The following is a 20,915-nucleotide window of genomic DNA, read 5'->3' as shown; positions in this document are numbered from 1 at the left end:
GTCACGCTTCCGCTCCGGGAGCCGGTGGTTCGAGGATGCCCGCGCGGCGCAGGTGTTCGACGACGAGGCCGGCGTTCTCCTCGGCGGAGACCGAGCCGCTCGCGTCGAGCCGCAGTTCCGGTGTCTCGGGCGGTTCGTACGGAGAGTCGATGCCGGTGAAGTGGGCGAGTTCCCCGCGCCTGGCCTTGGCGTACAGGCCCTTGCGGTCGCGGGCTTCGGCCACCGACAGCGGGGCGTCGACGTGGACCTCGACGAATTCGCCGTCGCCGAGGAGGCTCCGGGCCATGTCGCGTTCGGCGCGGAACGGCGAGATGAACGACGCGAGCACGATGATCCCGGAGTCGACCATCAGCTTCGCGACCTCCGCGGTGCGGCGGATGTTCTCCACGCGGTCGGCGTCGGTGAACCCGAGGTCCCTGCCCAGACCGTGCCGGACGTTGTCGCCGTCCAACAGGTAGGTGTGGAAGCCCTGGTCGTGCAGCCGCTTCTCGACCAGGTTCGCGATCGTGGACTTGCCCGCGCCGGACAGGCCGGTGAACCACACCACCGCCGGCCGCTGCCCCTTCAGCCGCGCGCGGGCGGTCTTGTCGACCTCGACGGCTTGCCAGTGCACGTTGTCCGCCCGCCGCAGCGCGAAGTGCAGCAGCCCGGCGGCGACCGTCGCCCGGGTGAACCGGTCGATGAGGATGAATCCGCCCATGTCCCGGTTCGCGGTGTACGGGTCGAACGGGACGCGGCGGTCGAGGTGGATGTTGCACACGCCGATCTCGTTGAGTTCGAGCGTACGCGCGGCAGCGTGCTCCAACGTGTTGACGTTGACCTTGTACTTCGGCTGGGCGACCGTCACGCCGGTGGTACGGCTGCCGAGCTTGAGCAGGTACGGCCGGCCAGGCAGCATCGGCTCATCGCTCATCCACACCAGATGGCACTCGAACTGGTCGGCCACTGCGGCCGGTTCGGATGCCGCGGCGATGACGTCCCCGCGGCTGACGTCGATCTCGTCCATGAGCGTCACGGTGACGGACTGGCCCGCGACCGCCTCGTCGAGGTCGCCGTCCGCGGTCACGATCCGGGCTATCGAGCTCTCCTGGCCGGACGGCAGCGCCCGCACCCGGTCGCCGGGGCGCACGACGCCGCCCGCGATCTGCCCGGAGAAGCCTCGGAAGTCGAGGTTGGGTCGGTTGACCCACTGCACCGGCAGACGGAACGGCCCGGTGTGCAGGTCGTCGGCGATCTCGACGGTCTCCAGATGGCCGACGAGGGTCGGTCCGTCGTACCAGGGGGTGTTGGGACTGGGCTCGGTGATGTTGTCGCCGGCGAGTGCCGACATCGGGATGCACACGATGTCGCTCAGGCCGATCTCCGCGGCAAAGCTGCGGTAGTCCGTTTCGATGCGGTCGAAGACCTCCTGCGAATAGTCCACGAGGTCCAGCTTGTTGACGGCGACGACGATGTTGCGGATGCCCAGCAGCGACACCAGGTAGCTGTGCCGCCGCGTCTGGGTCAGCACGCCCTTGCGGGCGTCGATCAGGATGACGGCGAGGTCGGCGGTGGACGCGCCGGTGACCATGTTGCGGGTGTACTGCTCGTGCCCGGGGGTGTCCGCGACGATGAACTTGCGCCGCTCGGTGGAGAAGAAGCGGTACGCCACGTCGATGGTGATGCCCTGTTCGCGCTCCGCGGCGAGGCCGTCGACCAGCAGCGCGAAGTCCAGCTCGCCGCCCTGCGTGCCCACCTTCTTCGAGTCGCTTTCCAGCGCGGCGAGATGGTCGGAGAAGACGAGTTTGGAGTCGTACAGCAGCCGGCCGATCAGGGTGCTCTTGCCGTCGTCGACGCTGCCGCACGTGATGAAGCGCAGGAGCGACTTGTGCTCGTGCAGCCGCAGGTAGGCCTCGATGTCGGTGGCGACGAGGTCGTTGGTCGTGTGCGCCATCAGAAGTAGCCCTCCTGCTTCTTCTTCTCCATCGATCCGCTGGAGTCGTGGTCGATGACCCGGCCCTGGCGTTCCGAACTGGTGGTCAGAAGCATTTCCCGGATGATCTCGGTGAGCGTCGACGCCGAACTCTCCACCGCCCCGGTGAGCGGATAGCAGCCGAGCGTGCGGAAGCGGACGCTGCGCTGCTCGGGCACTTCGCCGGGACGCAGCGGCATGCGGTCGTCATCGACCATGATCAGCGCGCCGTCCCGCTCGACGACAGGGCGTTGCGCGGCCAGGTAGAGGGGGACGATCGGGATCTGCTCGCGGTGGATGTACTGCCACACGTCCAGCTCGGTCCAGTTCGACAGCGGGAACACGCGGATGCTCTGGCCGGGTTGCCTGCCGGCGTTGTACAGCCGCCACAGTTCCGGCCGCTGCGCCTTCGGGTCCCAGCGGTGCTGCGCGGAACGTATCGAGAACACGCGTTCTTTCGCCCGCGACTTCTCCTCGTCGCGCCGGGCGCCGCCGAACGCGAGGTCGAAGCCGTGCATGTCGAGTGCCTGCTTGAGCCCTTGGGTCTTCCACATGTCGGTGTGCGTCGCCGAGCCGTGGTCGAAGGGGTTGATCCCGCGTTCGACGCACTCCGGGTTCTGATGCACGATCAGGTCGATGCCGAGGTCGGCGGCGACCTTGTCGCGGAAGTCGTACATGGCCCGGAACTTCCAGGTCGTGTCGACGTGCAGCAGCGGGAACGGCGGCAGCGAGGGATGGAAGGCCTTCATGGCCAGGTGCAGGAGGACGGAGCTGTCCTTGCCCACCGAATACAGCATCACCGGCCGCTCGCTCTCGGCCGCGGCCTCGCGGAATATCTGGATGCTCTCGGCCTCCAGGCGCTGGAGGTGTGTCAGTCGCCCCATGGCTGGGTTGCCCTTCTCCGCTCGTGACCCGTCAAGGGCGGGGCGGTGGTTCCGGAGTTTCCGGCCGCGCCGGGCGGCAGTGGGCGCGGCGCGGCCGGAAACGTTGTGCGGCTTCGCGTGTCGGCGGTCGTGACCGGTTATGTCACCGGCACACCTTCGGGCCACTCGATCTGATCGCGCGGCGTCGAGCGTTCGAGCATGCCGATGGTCTCCTCGCCGTCCCACCGGTAGCGGACCGCGCCCTGGAACAGCACCGGGAAGTTCGGCATTTCGGGGCGAACCACGGTGTCGTGCGTGGCCAGAAGGGTTTCGCCCTCGATGCGGGTGATGCCGAGTTCCTTCGACTCGAAGACGACCGACGCGTCCTCGCCCTTCGGCTCCAGTCGGCGCAGCCACGGCGCTTCGACGACCCGGGCGGGGATCAGCGGGCCGTCGCCGGTGTACAGGAAGCCTTCGTTGAACGTCGGCTTCCCGTCCGGGCGCGGCGGGTAGGTGATGTAGCCGAATCCCCGGCCGCTGGGGAACAGTCCGGATTGCCAGCAGTGCCCCCAGAACCCGTCCAGGTCCCGTACGCCCTGTCGGCGGATGCGCAACGCGCTTCCCGTGAAAGTGTGTTCCTCGCCGTCGACACGCACCGTCCCGGTGACCCGGACCAGTTGCTCGTAGCGGGGGCCGCCCATGAGCCCCTTCTCGATGTCCGACGCCAGCTTGTCTCCGGCATCGGGGAACAGCGAACCCTGGATCCACGGCGGCACCGCGCAGGTGGCCTCCACATGGAACTCCAAGGGGACGCGCGGGCCGTCCTGCCTGCCCGCGATCAGGTCCTGTTGCGTCGTCCGCACCACGTCGCCCTTGAACGTGGCCGTCCACGTCGTGAAGGGTTCGACGCACTGGAACGCCAGGGGGCCGGTGCCGAGGATGCGGGGCCGCCCGTTCGCGTCCAGGGCCGGCAGCGTCGTGCCGCGGTCGCGGCTCCGGTAGACGCGGCCGTCCGGGAAGACCAGGTTGAGCTGGTAGATGTGCGCGTCCCACTCGGCCGCGTATCCCTCGACGCCGACGCGGGGCAGGGCGATCTCGCCGCGGTCGTCGAAGATCCACATGCTGACCGAGTCGCGCATCTCCGGGTTGTCCGGTGCCTCGGCGAAGACGCTCTCCCGCTCGGCGGGCAGGCCGCCGGTGAGGTCGATGGTCATGCGGGCGTTTCCCTTCAGCGCGACGTCCACTCCGGGATGCGCGCGGTGTAGGCGGCGAACTGCGGTCGTACCGCGTCGAGATCGACGCCGAACGTGGCGGCGTCGGGGTGCACGTTGGGTTCCCGGTTCGCGGCGAACTCCTGCCACCAGTCCTGCATCCCGGTCTCGAACTCCTCGGTGACCGGCTCGCCCAGCCATGCGTACAAATTCCGGATCTGGGTGATCGGGTCGGTCTGCATGGCCCGGAAGTCGATGTCGTGGAACCGGTTTTCACCGCGCTTGTCGGACTGCTCGCGGAACGCCAGCGCCCGCGTCACGCCGACCGTCCAGTGCTCGACGTTCAGTTCGCCGATGTAGTGCTTGTCGACGTCGTCGCTGAACCGGCCCGCGACCTCGGCGTACAGGTCCGCCACCGACAGGATGACCGCGGTGGGGTCGCGGTGGGTCCATACGAACCGCGCGTCGGGGAAAGCCCGATCGAGCGCGTCGAGGAAGAGCAGGTGCGCCGGGGTCTTGAGCCGCCACGGCTTGGCGGGGAAGCCCCACTGGAGGAGCTTGAGGACGCGCCGCTCGTAGGTGTACGCGGAGGTGCAGTCGGTGTCGAGCAGCCATTTCGAGTAGCGCGGCACGTACGCGAACGCCTGGAAGAAGTGCGATTTGAAGTCCAGGCCCAGCAGCGACAGGCACTCCATCGGCCCGGTGGGGCTGCCGGGCAGCATCGCGAGGGTGCGCGGCGACAGCTTGGCGATCTGTGCGATCTCGGCCTTGGCCAGCTCGACCCTCGGGTCGGGGCCTTGGACCGTCGACGGCGGCGGGCAGGGCTGCGACGCCTCCCAGCGCAGCAGGGAGCGGGCGTTCGGGTCCTCCGCCAGCAGGAACGACAGGGCGGTCGACCCGGTGCGGGGCAGGCCGATGCCGAACAGCGGCCTGTCGATCGGCTCGTCGCCGATCTCGGGGTGGCGCCGGTACCAGTCCTCGACCTGAAGCCGCTGGGCGAGCAGGTCGACGACGACCTTGCGCAGGGCTGCCTGTCCGACGGCGTTCAGCCTGCCGTGTTCGCGCAGGTCGCGGACGAGCAGTTCCAGGCCCTCCCGGAACGCGTCGTCGCCGAAGTCGTCCAGGCCTGTCTCCGCCCGTGCGGCATCGAGCAGTTCGTCATGTGGTCCCATGGTGAAGCCCTTCAGTGACCGCCCGGTCCCTGCACGGAGACGAGGCGGCGCCCGTTGTGGATTGACGTGGTCGGTCGCGGGGCGCCGGCGTCCGGCGCGCGGCAGGTCCGGGTCAGGCGCGCATATTGGCGCCGCCGTCGATGGCCCAGGCCTGGCCGTTGATCCACTCGGCGTCGTCGGACAGCAGGAATGCCACGACGGCCCCCAGGTCGCTCGGGCGGCCCAGACGGGTCGTGGGGACCTGGTCCATGAACCGCTTTTGGAGCTCGAAGTCCTTTTGCTTTTCCTGGAGTTCGCCCATGACCAGTCCGGGCATGACGGTGTTGCAGCGCACGCCCTTCGGTCCCCAGTTGCCCGCGATGTGCCGGGTGAGGGCGTTGACGGCCGACTTCGAGGCCGCGTACGCCGGACGCAGCCGGTCACCGCCGCTGACCGCGGCCCCCGAGGAGCAGTTGACGATGCTGCCGCCGCCCTCGTTGGCCAGCAGGTGCGGAAGCACGGCCCGCGAGGTGCGCACGTAGCCGACCACGTTCACGTCCAACGTCCGGTGCCACACGTCGAGGTCGTTCTCCAGCACCGACTTGTCGCGCCCGAGGTTGTCCGGCGACAGGTCCGCACCGACGTTGAACAGACCGTGGACGGCGCCGAAAGTCTCGACCGTCGTGGCGACCAGGCGGTCGACGGTCGCCTCGTCGGCCAGGTCGAAGTGCAGCGCGAGCGCCGTGCCGCCGTTCTTGGTGATCTTCTCGGCGGTGGCCTCGGCGCCCGGGAGGTTGATGTCGCCAACCACGACGTTGGCGCCCTCCTCGCCGAGCCGGTGCGCGGCGCCCGCGCCGACTCCGGTGGCACCGCCCGCCACGATGAATGTCTTGCCCGCGAGTCCGCGCATTTTGTGCTCCCACGCTCCGATGTCAGGGGTGTCAACAAATCCAGGCCGTCGATGCGGCGCGAAGTCTTGTACGGGACAAGCGTGTTGGATCGACACAGGCCCACTGCGCCGCTGTCGGGCGCACGTCCGCGACAGCGTGCGCGAATGTCGGCCGCCGTGCCGTGACTTCAGGGCTTCGTCGTCGTCCCGCCCGTGTGCCGTATGTTCGGGTCAGCCCATCCACTGGCCGCCGGCGACGTCGATGGTCTGCCCGCACATGTAGTTGGCGGCATCGGAGGCGAGGTACGCGACCATGTTGGCGACCTCTTCGGGCAGACAGACCCGGCCGAGTTGGACCTGCGTCTGGATCGAGTTCAAGATCGCATCGCGGCCCGCGCGCTGCCGGTCGTCCTTCGGGTTGAGGATGTACTCCTTCATGTCCGGCTTGATCATGATGCCGGGCGCCACACCGAGGACATTGACGCCGCGCGAGGCGAACTCGTGGGCGAGGTTGCGGGTGAAGCCGATCACCCCCGCCTTGCACGAGCAGTAGACCGTCAGGCCCTTCTGCTGGACGCGTCCGCCCACGGCTCCGATGTTGATGATCCGGCCGGAGCCCTGCGGAAGGAAGTGCTCCAGCGCGGCGTGGGCGCCGTACATCATCATCGTCAGACTGCCGAGAACGGTCTGGTCGATGTCTTCCTTGGTGTGGTTCTCGAACGCACCGCCCACGGACATGACGGGGTTGTTGACCATGATGTCCAGCCCGCCGAGCGCTTCCTTGCTTTCGCGCACAGCCCGGTGGACCTGGTCCCAGTCCGAGAGATCCGCGAGAATCGGGACGGCCTTCACGCCCCAGCGCTTCTCGATCTCGTTCGCCCGCTTCTCCACCTTCGAGAAAGTCCGGCCTATCAACGCGACATCGGCGCCGGAACCGGCCAGGCGATTGGCCGTCGCCTGCCCCAGCCCGTCGCCGCCCGCACCCGTGACGATCGCCTTTTTGCCACTCAGGTCGAGAAGGTCGCTGACGCGCTTGTCGATGATGTCCGTGGGCAGCCGGTCAAGACCCAGGAGCTGGGTCCATTTCTGCTCGTCCGACTCCATGAAAATTCCTTTCGCTGCGACCGTGGCCGGGTGCGGCGGGCCGAAACGGCCGGGATACACCCTCGCGGTTGTTTCCAGCGATGCTAGGGCGGCGCCCGCAGCGCATGCCAATACAACTTTCGTTCCTCAGATATACCGTCGTTGTATAGCTGAGGTAGGGTGTCCGCCGTGGACACGCACCGTCTCAGGTACTTCCTGTGCATCGCCGAAGAGGGTTCGATCAACCGCGCCGCGTCCGTCCTGCAGATCGCGCAGCCGGCCCTGAGCCGCCAGGTCCGCCTGCTGGAGGAAGACCTCGGCGTCACCCTCTTCCGGCGAACCTCGCGCGGCGTGGAGCTCACCGAGGAAGGCGCACGCCTGCGCGAGACCACCGCCGCGCCGCTGCGGCAACTCGAACTCGCCATGCGCTACGTGGGCTCGCCCCTGGCACGCGTCGAGCGCGGCCTCCACGTGGGCCTCCCGACGACGGCCGCACCGCTCCTGGCTCCACCACTTCTGGATAGCCTGAACGCCGCGTTCCCCCGGGTGGACTTCCACGTGAGCGTCGCCAATACCGACGTCCTCGTCACGGGCATGCTCAAGGGAGCCATCGATATCGCGATGATCAATCCGGTGCCCGACGACCGGCTCTTCCACGGAGACCTGTTGGAGGAGGATCTTGTCATCGTCGGCGGGACGACCTCGGATCTCCGGCCCGATCGCCCGGTGGGATTCGCCGAACTCGCCGATTTCCCGCTCATTCTCCCGGCCTCTGCGACCGGAATCAGAAATGCACTGGAAAACACCGCACTACGTATCAAGATCAAGCTGGTTTCGCGATTTGCGACCGATTCCCTCCAGGTGACGAAAGACCTCATCGAAGCAGGCCACGGATATGCCGTCCTCCCGATCTCGGCATGCGCGGAGGAGATCTCCGAGAAAAAACTCAACCACGCCCCGCTCGGCGACCCGAAACTCACCCAGCAACTTGGCATCGCCGTCACCTCGCAACTCGAATTGCCACGCGGCTTCGCCACCCGGGTCAGCGAGATCATGCGCGAGGAATCGATCCGCCTGATCAAATCCGGCATGTGGCCCGCACGACCGCTGCCGCTGCGGCGGGGGAACTGACCGCAAGGGCCTGACGGGGCGGGCAGGCGGCCTTACCGCACGCAGCGCGGACGCCCCACCCACCTGCCTCCACAAGGTGTCGGCCGCAGCGTTGTCGCTGTGCTCGATCATCACACCGGCCTCGGCGCGCTCGGCCGCCGTCAGAGCCCGGTTCGCGTCCTGCGCCTGAAGCAGCAGTGTCGCGAGGATGTCGACCTTCGCGATATTGGCCGACACGTACGCCCGCTCCCCGTCCGCGGCGCCGACGCGACCGGAGGCCGTATCCAGTACCGCGACGGACAAATGACCCGACGGATCGGGAAGCGCAGCCTCCAAGGCGGCGTCCAGACTCAGGCCCGCCGTGACCGCCGGACTCGGGACTCCGGGATGCGACCGTCGGCTGACGGACCGATGTCACCCACGTCGGAGGCAGGAGTTACGACACCCTGACCGTGCGGCTGTTCCTCGGCGGGGCAAGACACTCCATGTCCGGACGGCTACGTAGTGTAGCGCTCGCGGAGTTCCGTCTTGAGGACCTTTCCGGTGGCGTTGCGCGGGAGTGTGTCGACTGTTTCCAGGCGTTCGGGCCACTGCCGGGGCGGGAGGCCCTGGTCGGCCAGAAACGCCGTGAGATCGGCGAGGGTCGGTGCGTTGCCGCGCGGCACGACCACCGCGCAGGCGAGTTCGCCGCGTCCGGCGTCGGGGAGGCCGACGACGGCGACGTCCGCGACGGCCTGGTGGGAGGCCAAGGCGTCTTCGAGGGCACGGGCGCTGATGTTCTCGCCCTTGCGGATGATGATGTCCTTCAGGCGTCCGGTGACTGTGAGGTAGCCGCGTTCGTCGAGCATGCCCAGGTCGCCGGTGCGGAGGTACCCGTCCTCGTCGAAGACGTCGCGGGTCAGGGACGCATCCAGGTAACCGCGCATGACCTGCGGGCCCTTGGCCCGGATTTCGCCTTCCTCGCCCGCACCGAGGACCCGGCCGTCCGGGGCGACGATCCGCAGGTGTACGTCCGGCTTGGGTCGGCCCTCGGTCGCGTGGAGGGTGTCGTCCGGGTCGTGCGGACCGGCCATGGCCAGTACCGGTGCCTCCGTCATGCCGTATCCCGACAGCACCGGCACACCGAACGCGCGCTTCGTGTCGGCGTGCAGGGTGATCGGCCGCGCGGACCCGCCCGCGGTCATCGCCCGCAGCTTCGGGAAGAGCGGGGTGTCGGGCTGTCGCCGCTGGAGTTCCAGATACGCCTGAATGAAGACGGCCCCCGACCCCGCCAAGGTGACTTCCTCCGCGTGGAAAAAGCGACTCGTCCGCTCGGGTTCGAACGCGGCGTCGAGTACCAGCGTGCAGCCGCAGATCAGTGCCGCGCCGAGCCAGATGCCGCAGCCGCCGATGTGGGCGATGGGGAACGCCAGGCCGACACGGTCCGCCTTGGTGCAGTCGAGGCGTACCGCCATGCTTTGGGCCGCGGCCAGGACCGACGCGTCGGTGTGCCGGGCACCCTTGGGGTCCGCGGTGGTGCCGGATGTGAAGAAGATCCAGCGCACGTCGTCGTCCGGACCTGCCGAGTTCGGCGCGGTGCGGCGCCTGGGTTGGCCTTCGGCGGCGACGACCAGGGCGTCGAGGCCGGGACGGTCCGTGATGAGCCTGTCGGTCCGCCACGCCTCGTCGAGGCCGAGCTGCCCTTCCGCTGTGATGAACAGCTCGGCCCCCGTCCGGGCGAGGATGAAACGCAGTTCCCTCTCGCCGCATATGGGCATCACCGGGTTCTGTACGGCACCGAGCCGGGCCAGCGCGCACGTGACGACGAGGGCTTCCACGACGGTCGGCAGGCGCCAGGTCACCGGTGTCCCCGGCCCGACGCCCCGGGCGGAGAGCGTCTCGGCCATCCGCTCGGAGTGGTCGCGGAACTCGGCGAACGTCAGCCGCCGTCCTCGTTCGTCGACCAGCATCTCGGCGCTGCCGTCGCGCGCGGCCCGCTGCTCGGCCAGGTCCCACAGTCGCGTGGACGTGTCGATCTCCAGCACAGGTGCTCCTCGGTTCGGCGCTCGCGTGCCACGGTCGTCAGGCGACGTCGAACCGGGCCCGTACGGACGGCGTCGCGGCTTAGGTGCGGAGGTGCGGAGGTGCGGAGGTGCGGAGGTGCGGAGGTGCGGAGGTGCGGAGGTGCGGAGGTGAGCGTTGTCGGAGAGGACCCTTGGAGCCGGGACGGCATCCTGCGCCATGGCGTCGCCGGTGTCGGCTTCTAACGCGCAAGTGCCTCGCGCAGTGCCGTGGTGCGGGCGTTCAGGAAGGCGCGGGAGACCGCGGCCCCGGCCTCCAGGCGGTCGAACGCGTGGTATGCGCCGGGGACCACGTGCAGCGTGGTGGGGACGCCGGCCTCGCGAAGGCGTTGGGCGTACGTCACGTTCTCGTCGTGGAACAGGTCGTTCGTCCCGACGCCGATCCAGGTGGGCGGAAGTCCCGCAAGGTCCTTGTACCGGGCGGGCGCGGCCAGCGGGGAGACGTTGGGGCCGGACATTTCGCCCAGGTAGGCGCGCCATCCGATGCGGTTGCTGTTCTGGTTCCACATGCGCAGCGTCCGCTGGTCGATGTCGGTGCGCGCCGTCGTCCGGTCGTCCAGCATCGGGTACGACAGCAACTGCATCACGGGCGACACCGCGTCGCGTTCCCTCGCCAGAAGCGTCAGCGCCGCCGCCAGCCCGCCGCCCGCGCTCGCGCCGCCGATCGCAATGCGTTCCGGGTTGACGTCCGGCTGCACGGCCAGCCACAGCAGCGCCGCGTAGCAGTCCTCCAGCGGCGTGGGGAAAGGGTGTTCGGGGGCGAGCCGGTATTCGACGGACGCCACGACGATGCCCAGCCGCTGCGCGAGACTCCGGCAGTCTGCGTCGTCCTGCATGGCGCTGCCGAGCACGTAGCCGCCGCCGTGGATCCACAGCATCGCCGGTGTCGGGTACTCGGCCGACTCCGGCCGGAAGACCCGCACGGTCACGTCCGCGTTGACCCGGGCGATCATCCCGTTCGAGGGCGGCCGATTCCTGGTCCGCGCCTCCATCTTCCGGATCAGGCCGAGGGACCTGGGGCCGACGGGCGTGGTCCGGGGCATGAACCGGGCCCGGCGCAGGTCGTGGTGGAAGGAGGGCTTCGTCATCGTCCCCTCTCACGGGCTCTGTGGTGCGAAGGTCATTCGGCCGGGCCCAAAGAGACCCCGTGGACATCGGCGACGCCCGGCTGCCACGGGGCTGTGGTGGCGAAGGTCATCCGGCCGGGGCCAGTGCGCGGACGGCGGCGACCGCTCCTCCGTCGACGAGCAGGTCGGTGCCGGTGACGAAGGCCGAGTCGGGGCCCAGCAGGAAGGCCGCCGCGCCGGCGATGTCGTCGGGGGTGCCGAGGCGCCGGGTGGCGGACATGTCGACCAGCATCCGCATGCTCTGCCCGCTTTCACCGTCCAGCTCCTGATGGCCCATGGGTGTGGCGATGACGCCGGGGCTGATCGAGTTCACGCGCGCGCCGCGTTCGCCCCACGCACCGGCTGCGGCCTGCACGCGGAGCGCATTGGCGCGCTTGGCCAGCGCGTACGCGGCCCCCGGGTCGCTCAGCACGGCCGGTGCCAGGAAGGGCAGTTTGAGCAGTTCGTCGGTCGCGGTCCGTGCGAGCGCGGCCTCGTGTTCGGCCGGAAGCCCCGCTGCCATGTGCCCGGCCATGCTCGCGATGACGACACCGGCGCCGCCGCGCGCGACCACCCGCGCGAACTCCTCAAGTACGAGGGCAACACCGAGCAGGTCCACACGCAGGATCCGGTCCGCGGACGCCTGTGTGGGGGACAGGCCCGCGGTGTGCGCGACGCGCGTGACGGGCCCCAGCTCGGCGGCGGCGTCCGCCAGGCCGCGAACCGAGTCGTGGTCGGCGACGTCGACGGTCCGGGCGGCGACGTCGTGGCCCTCGTCGCGCAGCCGGCCGGCCACCTCGTGCAGTGCGTCCTCGTTGAAGTCGGCGAGAAGCAGCTTGCGACCGCTGCCGGTTCGGCGAGCGATCGCCTGGCCCATACCGCCGATGCCGATGATGACTGTGACGTCCCTGTCCATGGCCGCACCATATTTCGAGACGATTCGTTTTGTAAATGGCGGCGGACGTCTACGCTCATGCGCATGTCAGGCAAACAGCGCGGACGGCCGCGCAGCGACCAAGCGCACCAGGCCATCCTGGAGTCCGCCCGCGACCTGCTGACGTCCGGCGGCTACGAGCGGATGACGATGGACGCGATCGCCGCGCGGGCCGGAGTGGGCAAGCAGACCGTCTACCGGTGGTGGCCCTCCAAGGCGGCCGTCGTCGCCGAAGCCGTCCTGGCCGGATACCTGGTCGCCGAGGGCGGCGCCCCCGGCGACACCGGAGACGTCGAGGCCGATCTGCGCGCATGGGTGCGCGCGATTTTCGGGCAACTCGACGACCCGGCCAACACCGCGCTGATCCGCGGCCTCGCGGCTGCTGCTGCGGACCGCGAGAGCGACGCGCTGCGGCTCTACCGTCGGCTCACCGGCCCCGCCCGGGAGCACCTGGTCGCACGTTTGGCGGCCGGCGTGCGCGAGGGCCAACTGCGCCCGGACGCCGACCTCGAAGCCGCCGCCGACGCTGTCGTGGGCACCCTGCTCTACCGGGCGCTCGCGCACAGCCCGGAGGCCGTGCGGCCGGAGGAGGCGGACGGCCTGTGCGACCTGCTGTTCCTCGGCCTGAGGCGCCCGGCGGGCACCAAGACCTGAGACCCCGTCGCGGGTCAACTCCCGCTCGACGCACCGCGCACAAGTTGCCGGGCGATCACCAACTGCTGGATCTGGCTGGTGCCTTCGTAGATGCGGAACAGCCTCGCGTCCCGGTAGAAGCGCTCGACGGGCACCCCGCGCATGTAACCCGCGCCGCCGTGGATCTGCACGGCCCGGTCCGCGATGCGGCCGACCGCCTCGGAAGCGAAGTACTTGGCGCACGAAGGACCGATGCGCGTGTCGCTGCCGTCGTCGAACGCGGCCGCGGTCTCCTTGACCAGCGCCCGCGCCGCGTACAGGTCGGTCGCGGAGTCCGCCAACAGCCCCTGCACCAACTGGTGTTCGCCGATCGGGCCGCCACCCTGGACCCGAGTGGCCGCGTACGCGACCGATTCGTCCACCAGGCGTTCCGACAAGCCGACGCACAGTGCCGCGATGTGGATGCGCCCGTGTGCCAGGCAGCGCATGGCGGTCGCATAACCGCGGCCCAGCCCCGCTTCCCCGCCGATCAGCGCTCCCGGACCCACGCGTACGTCGTCGAGATAGACGTCGGCGGTCCACGCCCCGGCCTGGCCCATCTTGGCGTCCTTCGGCCCGACCCGCAGCCCGGCGGCGTCGCGCTCGACCATGAACGCACTGATGCCCGCGCCGCCTTGCGCCGACGCGTCGGTCCGCGCGAACACCATGAACACATCGGCGACGGGCGCGTTGGTGATGAAGCGCTTGGCCCCGTTGATCACCCAGTGGTCGCCGTCCCGGCGCGCCGACGTCGCCAGCCCCGCCGGGTCGGAGCCGGCCCCCTCCTCGGTGAGGGCGAAGGACGCGGTCCACTCCCCGGAAGCCAACTTCGGGAGGTACGCCTTCTTCTGCGCGTCGTCGGCGCCCTCCAGCAGAACGTGACCGGCGATGCCGTTGTTGGTACCGAACATCGAGCGGAACGCCGGTGTCGTATAGCCGAGTTCGAAAACAAGACGGACTTCCTGACTCATCGTCAGGCCCAGGCCGCCGTACATCTCGGGTATCGCGAAGCCGAAGAGCCCCATGTCGGCGGCCTGGGCCCGGAGCCCGTCCGGGATGGCGTCCGTCTCCTCGATCTCCGTCTCGGCCGGCACCACCCGGTCCCGGACGAAGCGGCGGACACTCGCCAGCACCTCGGAGAGGTCGCTTGCCTCCATCGTCACCAGCCTTCTTCGTCGATCCGCGAGCCTGCGCCCCGGTCGTGGTCGGTTCCGGTCCGCCGTGTTCGGGCGCGGTCAGTCCACACGCTCGAACACGGCCGCGATGCCCTGCCCGCCGCCGATGCACAGCGTCTCCAGCCCGTAACGGGCGTCGCGCCGGTGCATTTCGCGCAGCATCGTGGCGAGGATGCGGCCGCCTGTCGCCGCGACCGGGTGGCCGAGCGAGATCCCGGACCCGTTGACGTTGAACCGCTCCATGTCGGCCTCGCCGAGTCCCCACTCCCGCGTACACGCGATGACCTGCGCGGCGAAAGCCTCGTTGAGTTCGATCAGGTCCATGTCCGACAGCTTCAGGCCGGCCCGTGACAGCGCCTTCGCCGATGCCGGGACCGGGCCTATGCCCATCCGGTCCGGACCGACGCCGGCCACCGCCCAGCTGACCAGCCGGGCCAGGGGTCGCAGCCCCAGACGTTGCGCCGCCTCGGGGTGCGTCACCACGCACGCGGAAGCGCCGTCGTTCTGGCCGCTCGCGTTCCCCGCCGTCACGGTCGCGTCCGGGTCGGACGCCGCCATCAGCGGCCGCAGTCTCGCAAGTCTCGCCAAGTCCGTGTCCGCGCGCGGGTGTTCGTCGGTATCCACGACGACCTCCCCGCCACGCGCCGGGACCGTGACCGGCACGATCTCGTCGGCGAAGAGTCCCGCCTGCTGAGCCGCGACGGCCCGCCGGTGCGAGCGCAGCGCGAGTTCGTCCTGCTCGGTCCGGGAGATCGCGTAGTCCCTGCGCAGGTTCTCGGCCGTCTCGATCATGCCGCCCGGCACCGGGAAGTCACGGCCGCCTGCCGTGGTGCGCCCCCGCGCGAGGGCGTCGTGCAAGGTGACCGCGCCGCCCCCCGCGCCCCACCGCATTTCGGTGGAGTAGAAGGCCGCGTTGCTCATGCTCTCCGCGCCGCCGGCGACCACCACGTCCGCGGCACCCGTCTGTACCTGCATCGCGGCCATCGCGACGGTCTGCACGCCCGAGCCGCAGCGCCGGTCCACCTGGAGGCCCGGGACCTCGACACCGAGGCCCGCGTCCAGAGCCACCACCCGGCCCAGCGCCGGGGCCTCCATCGTGGGGTAGCACGAGCCGAAGAGCACGTCGTCGATGTCGCCGCCCCGGAGGCCGGTCCGGTCCAGCAGCCCCCGCAGCACCGCCGCTCCCAGTTGGTGCGCGGTCAGCGCCTTCAAGGTGCCGCCGAAACCGCCGACGGGAGTGCGTACGGGCTCACAGATGACAGCAGTTCGCATTCCCGCCTCGCTCTTGGCCGACCTCACACGCCTGCGTCCGGACGGGCGGGACGCTATCCGACACCGACATACGTGTCGAGCGTGCGCGCGCGTTCCCGGCCATGCCTTGTGCCGCCCCACAATTCGGCTGCGACCTGGGCTTGGAATGGGCATGGGAGCAGCGTCTTTCCGCGACGTGCGCCGCCAATTGTTCGACGCCGCCGAGCGGGTGCTGTACGGGACGGCCGAACGGGCTGACCGGCAGGCACCGCGGGAGTCGCCGCCGAGTAGTCGCGCCGACCTGCAAATGCCCGTCTGAAAAACCGAGTTGGTGACGGTCGGGTGCGCATCGCCGTTTTCGGGACGCAGTGGCTGCCCCCTTGAACGGGCCACCGCCATGTGTTAATCATGTGATTAATCATCATTGGTCGACCGATGAACACCAGCGGGCCGCTCCGGATGCGCGCTGCCCGAAAGTGAGAACAGCGTTCCCGTAACGGGTTGTTGGCATCGGACACCTGGGAACGGATTACCCCGTGCGCCTGTCGGTCCCGGCCGGAAGTGCGCATGCAGTCGCTCAATGTGCGTGCCGGAAAACGCGCAAACGTACAAAACGGAACAAGTGATTCCGTCGTGTGATCCCGAGCCCGCGTCGGACCCGGGTTGCGATGCCGGGTCCGGAGCGGGGAGGCGGCCGCGCGCAAACGGCCGTCCGTGCCTGACTCAGGAGGACGAACGACTGTGAGAAGCACCAGATTCCGCAGACGCGGCAGAACCCGCGCCATAGCCGCCGCGACGATTGTCGCCGGGTTGCTCGCGGCCGGTTGCGGTCGCAGTGGCGACGGCGGCGGTGAGGCGGAAGCCGGACAACCCGCGTCCGGCCCCCCGATGTCCGCCGACTTCGGCGACCTCACACAGGTCTGCCGTCCCGGCACCCCGACGGGGAGCCCCGCCCAAGGCGTGACCGAAGACGATATCCAGGTCGGTGTCATGTCCGACATCGGATTCAGCAAGAACCCGGAATTCCCCGACGCAGCCGAGGTCTTCACCTCGTGGTGCAACGACGCCGGCGGCATCAACGGCCGCAAGCTCAAGCCCGTCACACGCGACGTGAAGATGAACGAGGTCCGCCAGCGGGTGATCGACGCGTGCCGCGAGGACTTCGCCCTCGTGGGAGGGGGAGCCGGCTACGACGGCTTGGGGACCAAGGACCGGCTGTCGTGCCTGCTGCCGGACTTCCCTGGTCAGACCACACAGACGGAGAACCAGGGCTCGGACCTCCAGGTCTCGGTCCAATCCGTCGCCGCGGGCTACTGGCCCAAGGAAGGCCTCTACAACTGGCTGCTCAAAGAGGCCAACCCGGACTCCAAGAGCGCGATCGGCATCATCCTCGGCGACTCCGCGCCCACCAGGGTCATGCGCGACAAGACCATCGAAACCCTGCGAGCCGTCGGCGCGGACGCCCCGATCTACATCGACTTCTACCCCGCGGCCGGGGTCAGCGACTGGACGCCGTACGCCCAGGCCGTGAAGGACAAGAAGGTCAAAGGCCTCATCTGGCTAGGTGACTTCCGCAATCTCGCCAAGCTGGAACAGGTCATGACGACCATGCAGTACAAGCCCGACTGGATCGACACCCACTCCAACTCCTACAGCCCCGACTTCATCGACGTGGCAGGCAGGGAAACCCTCGCGTTCCAGAACAACCTGTCCGACATCGGCGGCTTCCATCCCCTGGAGATCCCCGGCCCCGCAGTGCAGGACCTCAAGGACCTGTACGCCAAATACGCCCCCGGCGCCCGCATCACCTATCCCGCACTGAAGGCGTTCTCCGCCTGGCTGCTGTTCGCCAAGTCCGCTGTCGCCTGCGGCAACGACCTCACCCGCAGGTGCGTGTACGAGACCGCGGGCAAGGAGACCTCCTGGACCGGCGGGGGACTCCAGGCGCCCACCGACCTGTCGCAGAAGCTTCCGGTCAAGTGCCACAACGTGCTTCATGCCACCCCCGACGGGTGGCGTGCCGCGGACTTCCGCCCCACCGACGGCGTCTACCGCTGCGACGCACCGGCCACCAGGCTCACCGGAGACTACGGACGGCCGTTCACCCTCGCCGACGTCGGAAAGAGCATGGACGAGTTCCGCTGACATGCGCGCACCCGCGCGCACCCGCCACTGAGGACAACTGACAACTGACAAATGACAGCTGACGCCTGACACCGACCGACCGGACAAGTCCCGGCCGCGGGTCGGCTGCCCGACACAAGACTGTGTGCCCGGCCGTGCCAAGGCTCCTGCCTCGGTGCGGCCGGGTGGGCCCACGCGGTGTCGTGTCCCCGAAGCGGAACCAAGACGGTCACACCCTGTGCGGTTCGGCCGTCGCGTCGTCGCGGACCCGCTCTCCTTCGCAGTCCCTGATGAACCGCTCGATGACGGCGATGGTTTCGGCATGGCCGATGTCGAGGTCGAACGCCTCTTCCATGAGCAGGAACCGCGACAGGCCGGACAGCATGAGGATCACGGAAATCGGAGGCAGGTGTTTGTCGGCCAGGCCGTAGCCCTCCAGGACCGCCGTCAGGCGTTCAAGCTGAAGCATCCGGAACCTCCGCGCGGACGCGGCGATTTCGGAGCGGATCGCCTTGCGGTGGTTGGCGAGCGCGGCGAACTCCATGGTCAGCGCGGTGCCCGCCGGATCGTGGATCAGCTCCCACAGCGCCCACAGCGGTTGCGGTGAGGCAAGCGCCTCCTCCTGGCGGGCGTAGGTGCGGTCCGCGCTGCGCCGGAAAAGCTCGATGAACAAGCCGTCCATCGTGTCGAAGTAGTAGTAGACGAGCGCGCTGTTCACACCGACCTTGGCGGTCAGCCGACGGGTCGTGACGGCGGCGTAGCCCTCTTCGAGCATGAGTTCCTGAGCGGCGTCGAGGAGTGCGGTGCGCCGCTCCGAATCCTCCGCGATGCTTCGCCGGGTCCTGGACATACGGTCAGTCTCGCACAGGCCTTCCACGGGGTTGGCGCTTGTGATTTCGCCGGGTTGATCGAGCGATGGTTGCCTCGTCGGTGCGCCGGGTCGCAGGGTTCGTCCGCCGAACACCGGACGGAGTCGGGGACCGGATCCGGGGAGTGCCGTGCGAGACCGCCCCCCGGATGCCGATCCGTGTCCCTGTCGGGTCGGGTGCGAACTGCCTTACCGCGACCCGCGCTTGATCTGGTTGAACGGCACGCCCCGGTCGGGGGCGAGTTCGCGGGGCATACCGAGCATGCGCTCGCTGATGATGTTGCGGGACATCTCCGTGCTGCCGCCGCCGAGCCCGGCGCCCTGGCGGCCGAGGAAGGAGACGCCGGCCAGCCCGGTGTAGCCCGGCTCCGGCCCGGTCCCGAAGCCCCCGGTGGCGCCGGCGATGCGCAGCGCGTGGTCGTCCTCGGTCATCGAGTGTTCGGCGTGGAAGAGGCGCAGCATCGAGGCGGCGGGCGGCCCGAGGTGGCCCTTCGCGATGCCGGCGGACACGCGCGCGCGCAGCTGCGAACGCACCGCGGACAGCGTCAGCATCTCGCCGAGCATGGTCCGGACCTCGGGATCCGCTGTCCGCCCGGTCGCCAGAGCGACGGCGAAGGGGTCGGATTTCGGCCGGGTCGGGGTCGCGCCGCGTCCGCTGACGTACGGTGAGCCCCCGCCGACCGCGTTGCGCTCGTGGAACAACTGTTGGGACGCGACGGCCCAGCCGCCGTCGACCTCGCCCACGACCGCGGACGCGTCGACGCGGACGTTGTCGAAGAACTCCTCGCAGAATTCGGTGGAGCCGTCGACCATGCGGATGCGGTTGATCGTCAGGCCCGGGGCGTTGGTCGGCACAAGGAACATGGTCAGGCCCTCGTGCTTGGGCTTGTCGCTGTCGGTGCGGGCGAGGCACAGCCCGTAGTCGGCCGCGTACGCCGAAGTGCTCCACGTCTTGGAGCCGTTGATGACCCAGCCGTCGCCGTCGCGGTCGGCGCGCGTGATCAGCCCCGCGAGGTCGGAACCGCCGCTGGGTTCGGACAGGAACTGCACCAGGATCTCTTCGCCGCGGATCGCCGCGCCGATGTGTTGGCGCTTCTGCTCCTCGGTGCCGACGTCCAGCAGCGTCGCGCAGCAGATGCTGAATGTCGGGATGTTGAGGATGATCGGCATTTCGTAGCCCATCGACTCCTCGGTGAACGCGTCCTGGTAGGCGCGGGGGAGACCGAGGCCGCCGTATTCCCTCGGGAAGCAGATGCCGGCGAACCCGCCCGCGTGGAGCTTCTGTTGGAGTTCGCGGGCGCGCAGCCACAGGTGGTCGTCGTCGCCGGGCAGCGGCGGTACGGCGTCGGGATCCAGGCGCGGCAGGTTGGCGGCGAGCCAGGATCGCGCCCGGGCGCGGAACTCTTCGACGGACTCGGCGGTTTCGGGGGCGTTTGCGGTCATCGGTGTGGAGCCTCTCGGAACAGCGGTCAGAGCCCGGCGAGGTCGGCGAGGCGCCGCCGGTGGTCGTCGGGGGTGCCGTACAGGGACTGGTCCAACGTGGCGCGGCGCAGGAACAGGTGCAGGTCGTGTTCCCAGGTCACCCCGATGCCGCCGTGGATCTGGACGCAGTCCTGGAGGATCCACAGCGACCGCTCGCCGACGAAGCTCTTGGCGACGCTGACCAGTTGCGCGGCGTTCTCCGCGTTCTCCTGGACCGCGGCCGCGGCGGCACCGGTGGTGGCGTGGCAGGCCTCCAGCCAGGTGCGCATGTCGGCGAAGCGGTGTTTCAGCGCCTGGTACGAGGCGATCGGCCGACCGAAGGAGTAGCGGTCGAACGCCCATTGGACCGTCATGTCGAAGACCTTCGTCAGGCCGCCGCAGACCTCCGCGCACTGGATGAGCAGCGCTATCTGGAACTGCCGTTCCATGGCCGCCTCGTCGCCCGCCGCGCCGACGACTGCATCGGCGGCCACGTGCACGCCGTCGAACTGCACGGTGCCGAACCACCGGGCGATGTCGAGGCCCCACTGCGGGGTCACCGAGACACCCTCGGCTCCGGCCGGGACGAGGAACTGCGCGGTGCCGTCCGGTGTCGCCGCCGTCACCAGCAGCACGTCGGCCTGCGGGGCCGCCTCGACGCGGTCCTTGGTGCCGTCCAGGCGGAAGCCGCCGTCGCCGGTGGGTGTCGCGGTCAGCCCCGGCCGCAGGGGAGCCCACTGGCCGCCGGGTTCGTAGACCGCCCAGGTCGCGACTTTCTCGCCGGAAGCCAACTCACCGATGATGTCGGAGTGGTCCGGGCCGGTTCCGTGTGCCGCCACCAGGCCGGCGAGTACCGTGTTGGTCGGCAGCAGCGCGCCGGGGGCGATGCCCGCGCCCAACTGCTCGGCCAGCAGCGCGAGGTCGCGTACGCCGTGACCGGAGATGCTGCCGCCGCCGAGCTCTTCGGGGACCAGCAGCGACGTCCACCCCAGCTCGGCGGCGCGCC

General features: G+C 69.4%; 18 protein-coding genes. 4 read left to right on the top strand and 14 right to left on the bottom strand.

Features of this window, described 5'->3' with window-relative positions; genetic code table 11:
* Position 1 precedes the first annotated feature (1 nt).
* From cysN to ACRX5W_RS23115, 6 genes are all read right to left on the bottom strand, one after another.
* A complete protein-coding gene (cysN, locus tag ACRX5W_RS23140; RefSeq protein ID WP_436790180.1) occupies positions 2-1,933 on the bottom strand; it encodes a sulfate adenylyltransferase subunit CysN in 1,932 nt (643 codons plus the stop codon).
* A complete protein-coding gene (cysD, locus tag ACRX5W_RS23135; protein WP_436790179.1) occupies positions 1,933-2,835 on the bottom strand; it encodes a sulfate adenylyltransferase subunit CysD in 903 nt (300 codons plus the stop codon). The genes cysN and cysD overlap by 1 nt, the downstream gene beginning before the upstream one ends.
* 137 nt (positions 2,836-2,972) lie before the next feature.
* A complete protein-coding gene (locus ACRX5W_RS23130; protein WP_436790178.1) occupies positions 2,973-4,028 on the bottom strand; it encodes a hypothetical protein in 1,056 nt (351 codons plus the stop codon).
* Positions 4,029-4,042: 14 nt separating this feature from the next.
* Positions 4,043-5,197, bottom strand: a complete 1,155-nt coding sequence (locus tag ACRX5W_RS23125; RefSeq protein ID WP_436790177.1) for a sulfotransferase family protein — start codon at positions 5,195-5,197, stop codon at positions 4,043-4,045.
* A gap of 112 nt (positions 5,198-5,309) precedes the next feature.
* A complete protein-coding gene (locus ACRX5W_RS23120; protein ID WP_436790176.1) occupies positions 5,310-6,086 on the bottom strand; it encodes an SDR family NAD(P)-dependent oxidoreductase in 777 nt (258 codons plus the stop codon).
* A gap of 210 nt (positions 6,087-6,296) precedes the next feature.
* Positions 6,297-7,169, bottom strand: coding sequence for an SDR family NAD(P)-dependent oxidoreductase (locus ACRX5W_RS23115; RefSeq protein WP_436790175.1), 873 nt, complete (start codon positions 7,167-7,169; stop codon positions 6,297-6,299).
* A gap of 159 nt (positions 7,170-7,328) precedes the next feature.
* Here ACRX5W_RS23115 and ACRX5W_RS23110 point away from each other — a divergent pair, with 159 nt between their 5' ends.
* Entirely contained in the window at positions 7,329-8,279 is a 951-nt protein-coding gene (locus ACRX5W_RS23110) for a LysR family transcriptional regulator (protein ID WP_436790174.1), read from the top strand.
* Between the two features lie 476 nt (positions 8,280-8,755).
* Here the strand turns inward: ACRX5W_RS23110 and ACRX5W_RS23105 are convergent, their stop codons facing one another.
* From ACRX5W_RS23105 to ACRX5W_RS23095, 3 genes are all read right to left on the bottom strand, one after another.
* Positions 8,756-10,282, bottom strand: coding sequence for a class I adenylate-forming enzyme family protein (locus ACRX5W_RS23105; protein WP_436790173.1), 1,527 nt, complete (start codon positions 10,280-10,282; stop codon positions 8,756-8,758).
* 218 nt (positions 10,283-10,500) lie between these two features.
* Complete coding sequence (locus tag ACRX5W_RS23100; protein ID WP_436790172.1) at positions 10,501-11,406, bottom strand: alpha/beta hydrolase; 906 nt, start codon at positions 11,404-11,406, stop codon at positions 10,501-10,503.
* Positions 11,407-11,512: 106 nt separating this feature from the next.
* Entirely contained in the window at positions 11,513-12,340 is an 828-nt protein-coding gene (locus tag ACRX5W_RS23095) for an SDR family oxidoreductase (protein WP_436790171.1), read from the bottom strand.
* Positions 12,341-12,403: 63 nt separating this feature from the next.
* Between ACRX5W_RS23095 and ACRX5W_RS23090 the strand changes: the two genes are divergently transcribed.
* A complete protein-coding gene (locus tag ACRX5W_RS23090; RefSeq protein WP_436790170.1) occupies positions 12,404-13,012 on the top strand; it encodes a TetR/AcrR family transcriptional regulator in 609 nt (202 codons plus the stop codon).
* Positions 13,013-13,026: 14 nt separating this feature from the next.
* On the opposite strand, the gene ACRX5W_RS23085 is transcribed toward ACRX5W_RS23090, so the two are convergent.
* Together ACRX5W_RS23085 and ACRX5W_RS23080 are read right to left on the bottom strand one after the other, a co-directional pair.
* Complete coding sequence (locus tag ACRX5W_RS23085) at positions 13,027-14,187, bottom strand: acyl-CoA dehydrogenase family protein (protein WP_436790210.1); 1,161 nt, start codon at positions 14,185-14,187, stop codon at positions 13,027-13,029.
* Between the two features lie 78 nt (positions 14,188-14,265).
* Positions 14,266-15,477 carry an acetyl-CoA C-acetyltransferase gene (locus ACRX5W_RS23080; protein WP_436790169.1) on the bottom strand — a complete coding sequence of 404 codons (1,212 nt, stop codon included), beginning with the start codon at positions 15,475-15,477 and terminating at the stop codon, positions 14,266-14,268.
* A 151-nt stretch (positions 15,478-15,628) separates the two neighbouring features.
* On the opposite strand from ACRX5W_RS23080, the gene ACRX5W_RS23075 reads away from it, so the two are divergent.
* Positions 15,629-15,775, top strand: coding sequence for a hypothetical protein (locus ACRX5W_RS23075; protein ID WP_436790168.1), 147 nt, complete (start codon positions 15,629-15,631; stop codon positions 15,773-15,775).
* A gap of 422 nt (positions 15,776-16,197) precedes the next feature.
* Positions 16,198-17,601 (top strand): ABC transporter substrate-binding protein, encoded by a 1,404-nt coding sequence (locus ACRX5W_RS23070; protein WP_436790167.1) that lies wholly within the window; start codon positions 16,198-16,200, stop codon positions 17,599-17,601.
* A gap of 208 nt (positions 17,602-17,809) precedes the next feature.
* Here ACRX5W_RS23070 and ACRX5W_RS23065 read toward each other — a convergent pair whose 3' ends face one another.
* From ACRX5W_RS23065 to ACRX5W_RS23055, 3 genes are all read right to left on the bottom strand, one after another.
* Positions 17,810-18,430: a TetR/AcrR family transcriptional regulator gene (locus ACRX5W_RS23065; protein ID WP_436790166.1), complete on the bottom strand. Its 621-nt coding sequence runs from the start codon at positions 18,428-18,430 to the stop codon at positions 17,810-17,812.
* 207 nt (positions 18,431-18,637) lie between these two features.
* Positions 18,638-19,891, bottom strand: coding sequence for an acyl-CoA dehydrogenase family protein (locus ACRX5W_RS23060; protein WP_436790165.1), 1,254 nt, complete (start codon positions 19,889-19,891; stop codon positions 18,638-18,640).
* Positions 19,892-19,917: 26 nt separating this feature from the next.
* Positions 19,918-20,915: acyl-CoA dehydrogenase family protein (locus ACRX5W_RS23055; RefSeq protein ID WP_436790164.1), on the bottom strand; the 998-nt coding region annotated here is incomplete at its 5' end.

This window comes from Yinghuangia sp. YIM S10712 (assembly GCF_051388935.1).
Lineage (GTDB): Bacteria > Actinomycetota > Actinomycetes > Streptomycetales > Streptomycetaceae > Yinghuangia.
Note: the sequence above shows the minus strand (reverse complement) of the source record. Positions and strands in the feature narration are given on the sequence as shown.

Bases quoted from the DNA above. Each gene is read 5' to 3' on its own strand.
- cysN (WP_436790180.1), bottom strand. From the start codon at position 1,933: ATGGCGCACACGACCAACGACCTCGTCGCCACCGACATCGAGGCCTAC.
- cysD (WP_436790179.1), bottom strand. From the start codon at position 2,835: ATGGGGCGACTGACACACCTCCAGCGCCTGGAGGCCGAGAGCATCCAG.
- ACRX5W_RS23130 (WP_436790178.1), bottom strand. From the start codon at position 4,028: ATGACCATCGACCTCACCGGCGGCCTGCCCGCCGAGCGGGAGAGCGTC.
- ACRX5W_RS23125 (WP_436790177.1), bottom strand. From the start codon at position 5,197: ATGGGACCACATGACGAACTGCTCGATGCCGCACGGGCGGAGACAGGC.
- ACRX5W_RS23120 (WP_436790176.1), bottom strand. From the start codon at position 6,086: ATGCGCGGACTCGCGGGCAAGACATTCATCGTGGCGGGCGGTGCCACC.
- ACRX5W_RS23115 (WP_436790175.1), bottom strand. From the start codon at position 7,169: ATGGAGTCGGACGAGCAGAAATGGACCCAGCTCCTGGGTCTTGACCGG.
- ACRX5W_RS23100 (WP_436790172.1), bottom strand. From the start codon at position 11,406: ATGACGAAGCCCTCCTTCCACCACGACCTGCGCCGGGCCCGGTTCATG.
- ACRX5W_RS23095 (WP_436790171.1), bottom strand. From the start codon at position 12,340: ATGGACAGGGACGTCACAGTCATCATCGGCATCGGCGGTATGGGCCAG.
- ACRX5W_RS23090 (WP_436790170.1), top strand. From the start codon at position 12,404: ATGTCAGGCAAACAGCGCGGACGGCCGCGCAGCGACCAAGCGCACCAG.
- ACRX5W_RS23085 (WP_436790210.1), bottom strand. From the start codon at position 14,187: ATGGAGGCAAGCGACCTCTCCGAGGTGCTGGCGAGTGTCCGCCGCTTC.
- ACRX5W_RS23080 (WP_436790169.1), bottom strand. From the start codon at position 15,477: ATGCGAACTGCTGTCATCTGTGAGCCCGTACGCACTCCCGTCGGCGGT.
- ACRX5W_RS23075 (WP_436790168.1), top strand. From the start codon at position 15,629: ATGGGAGCAGCGTCTTTCCGCGACGTGCGCCGCCAATTGTTCGACGCC.
- ACRX5W_RS23065 (WP_436790166.1), bottom strand. From the start codon at position 18,430: ATGTCCAGGACCCGGCGAAGCATCGCGGAGGATTCGGAGCGGCGCACC.
- ACRX5W_RS23060 (WP_436790165.1), bottom strand. From the start codon at position 19,891: ATGACCGCAAACGCCCCCGAAACCGCCGAGTCCGTCGAAGAGTTCCGC.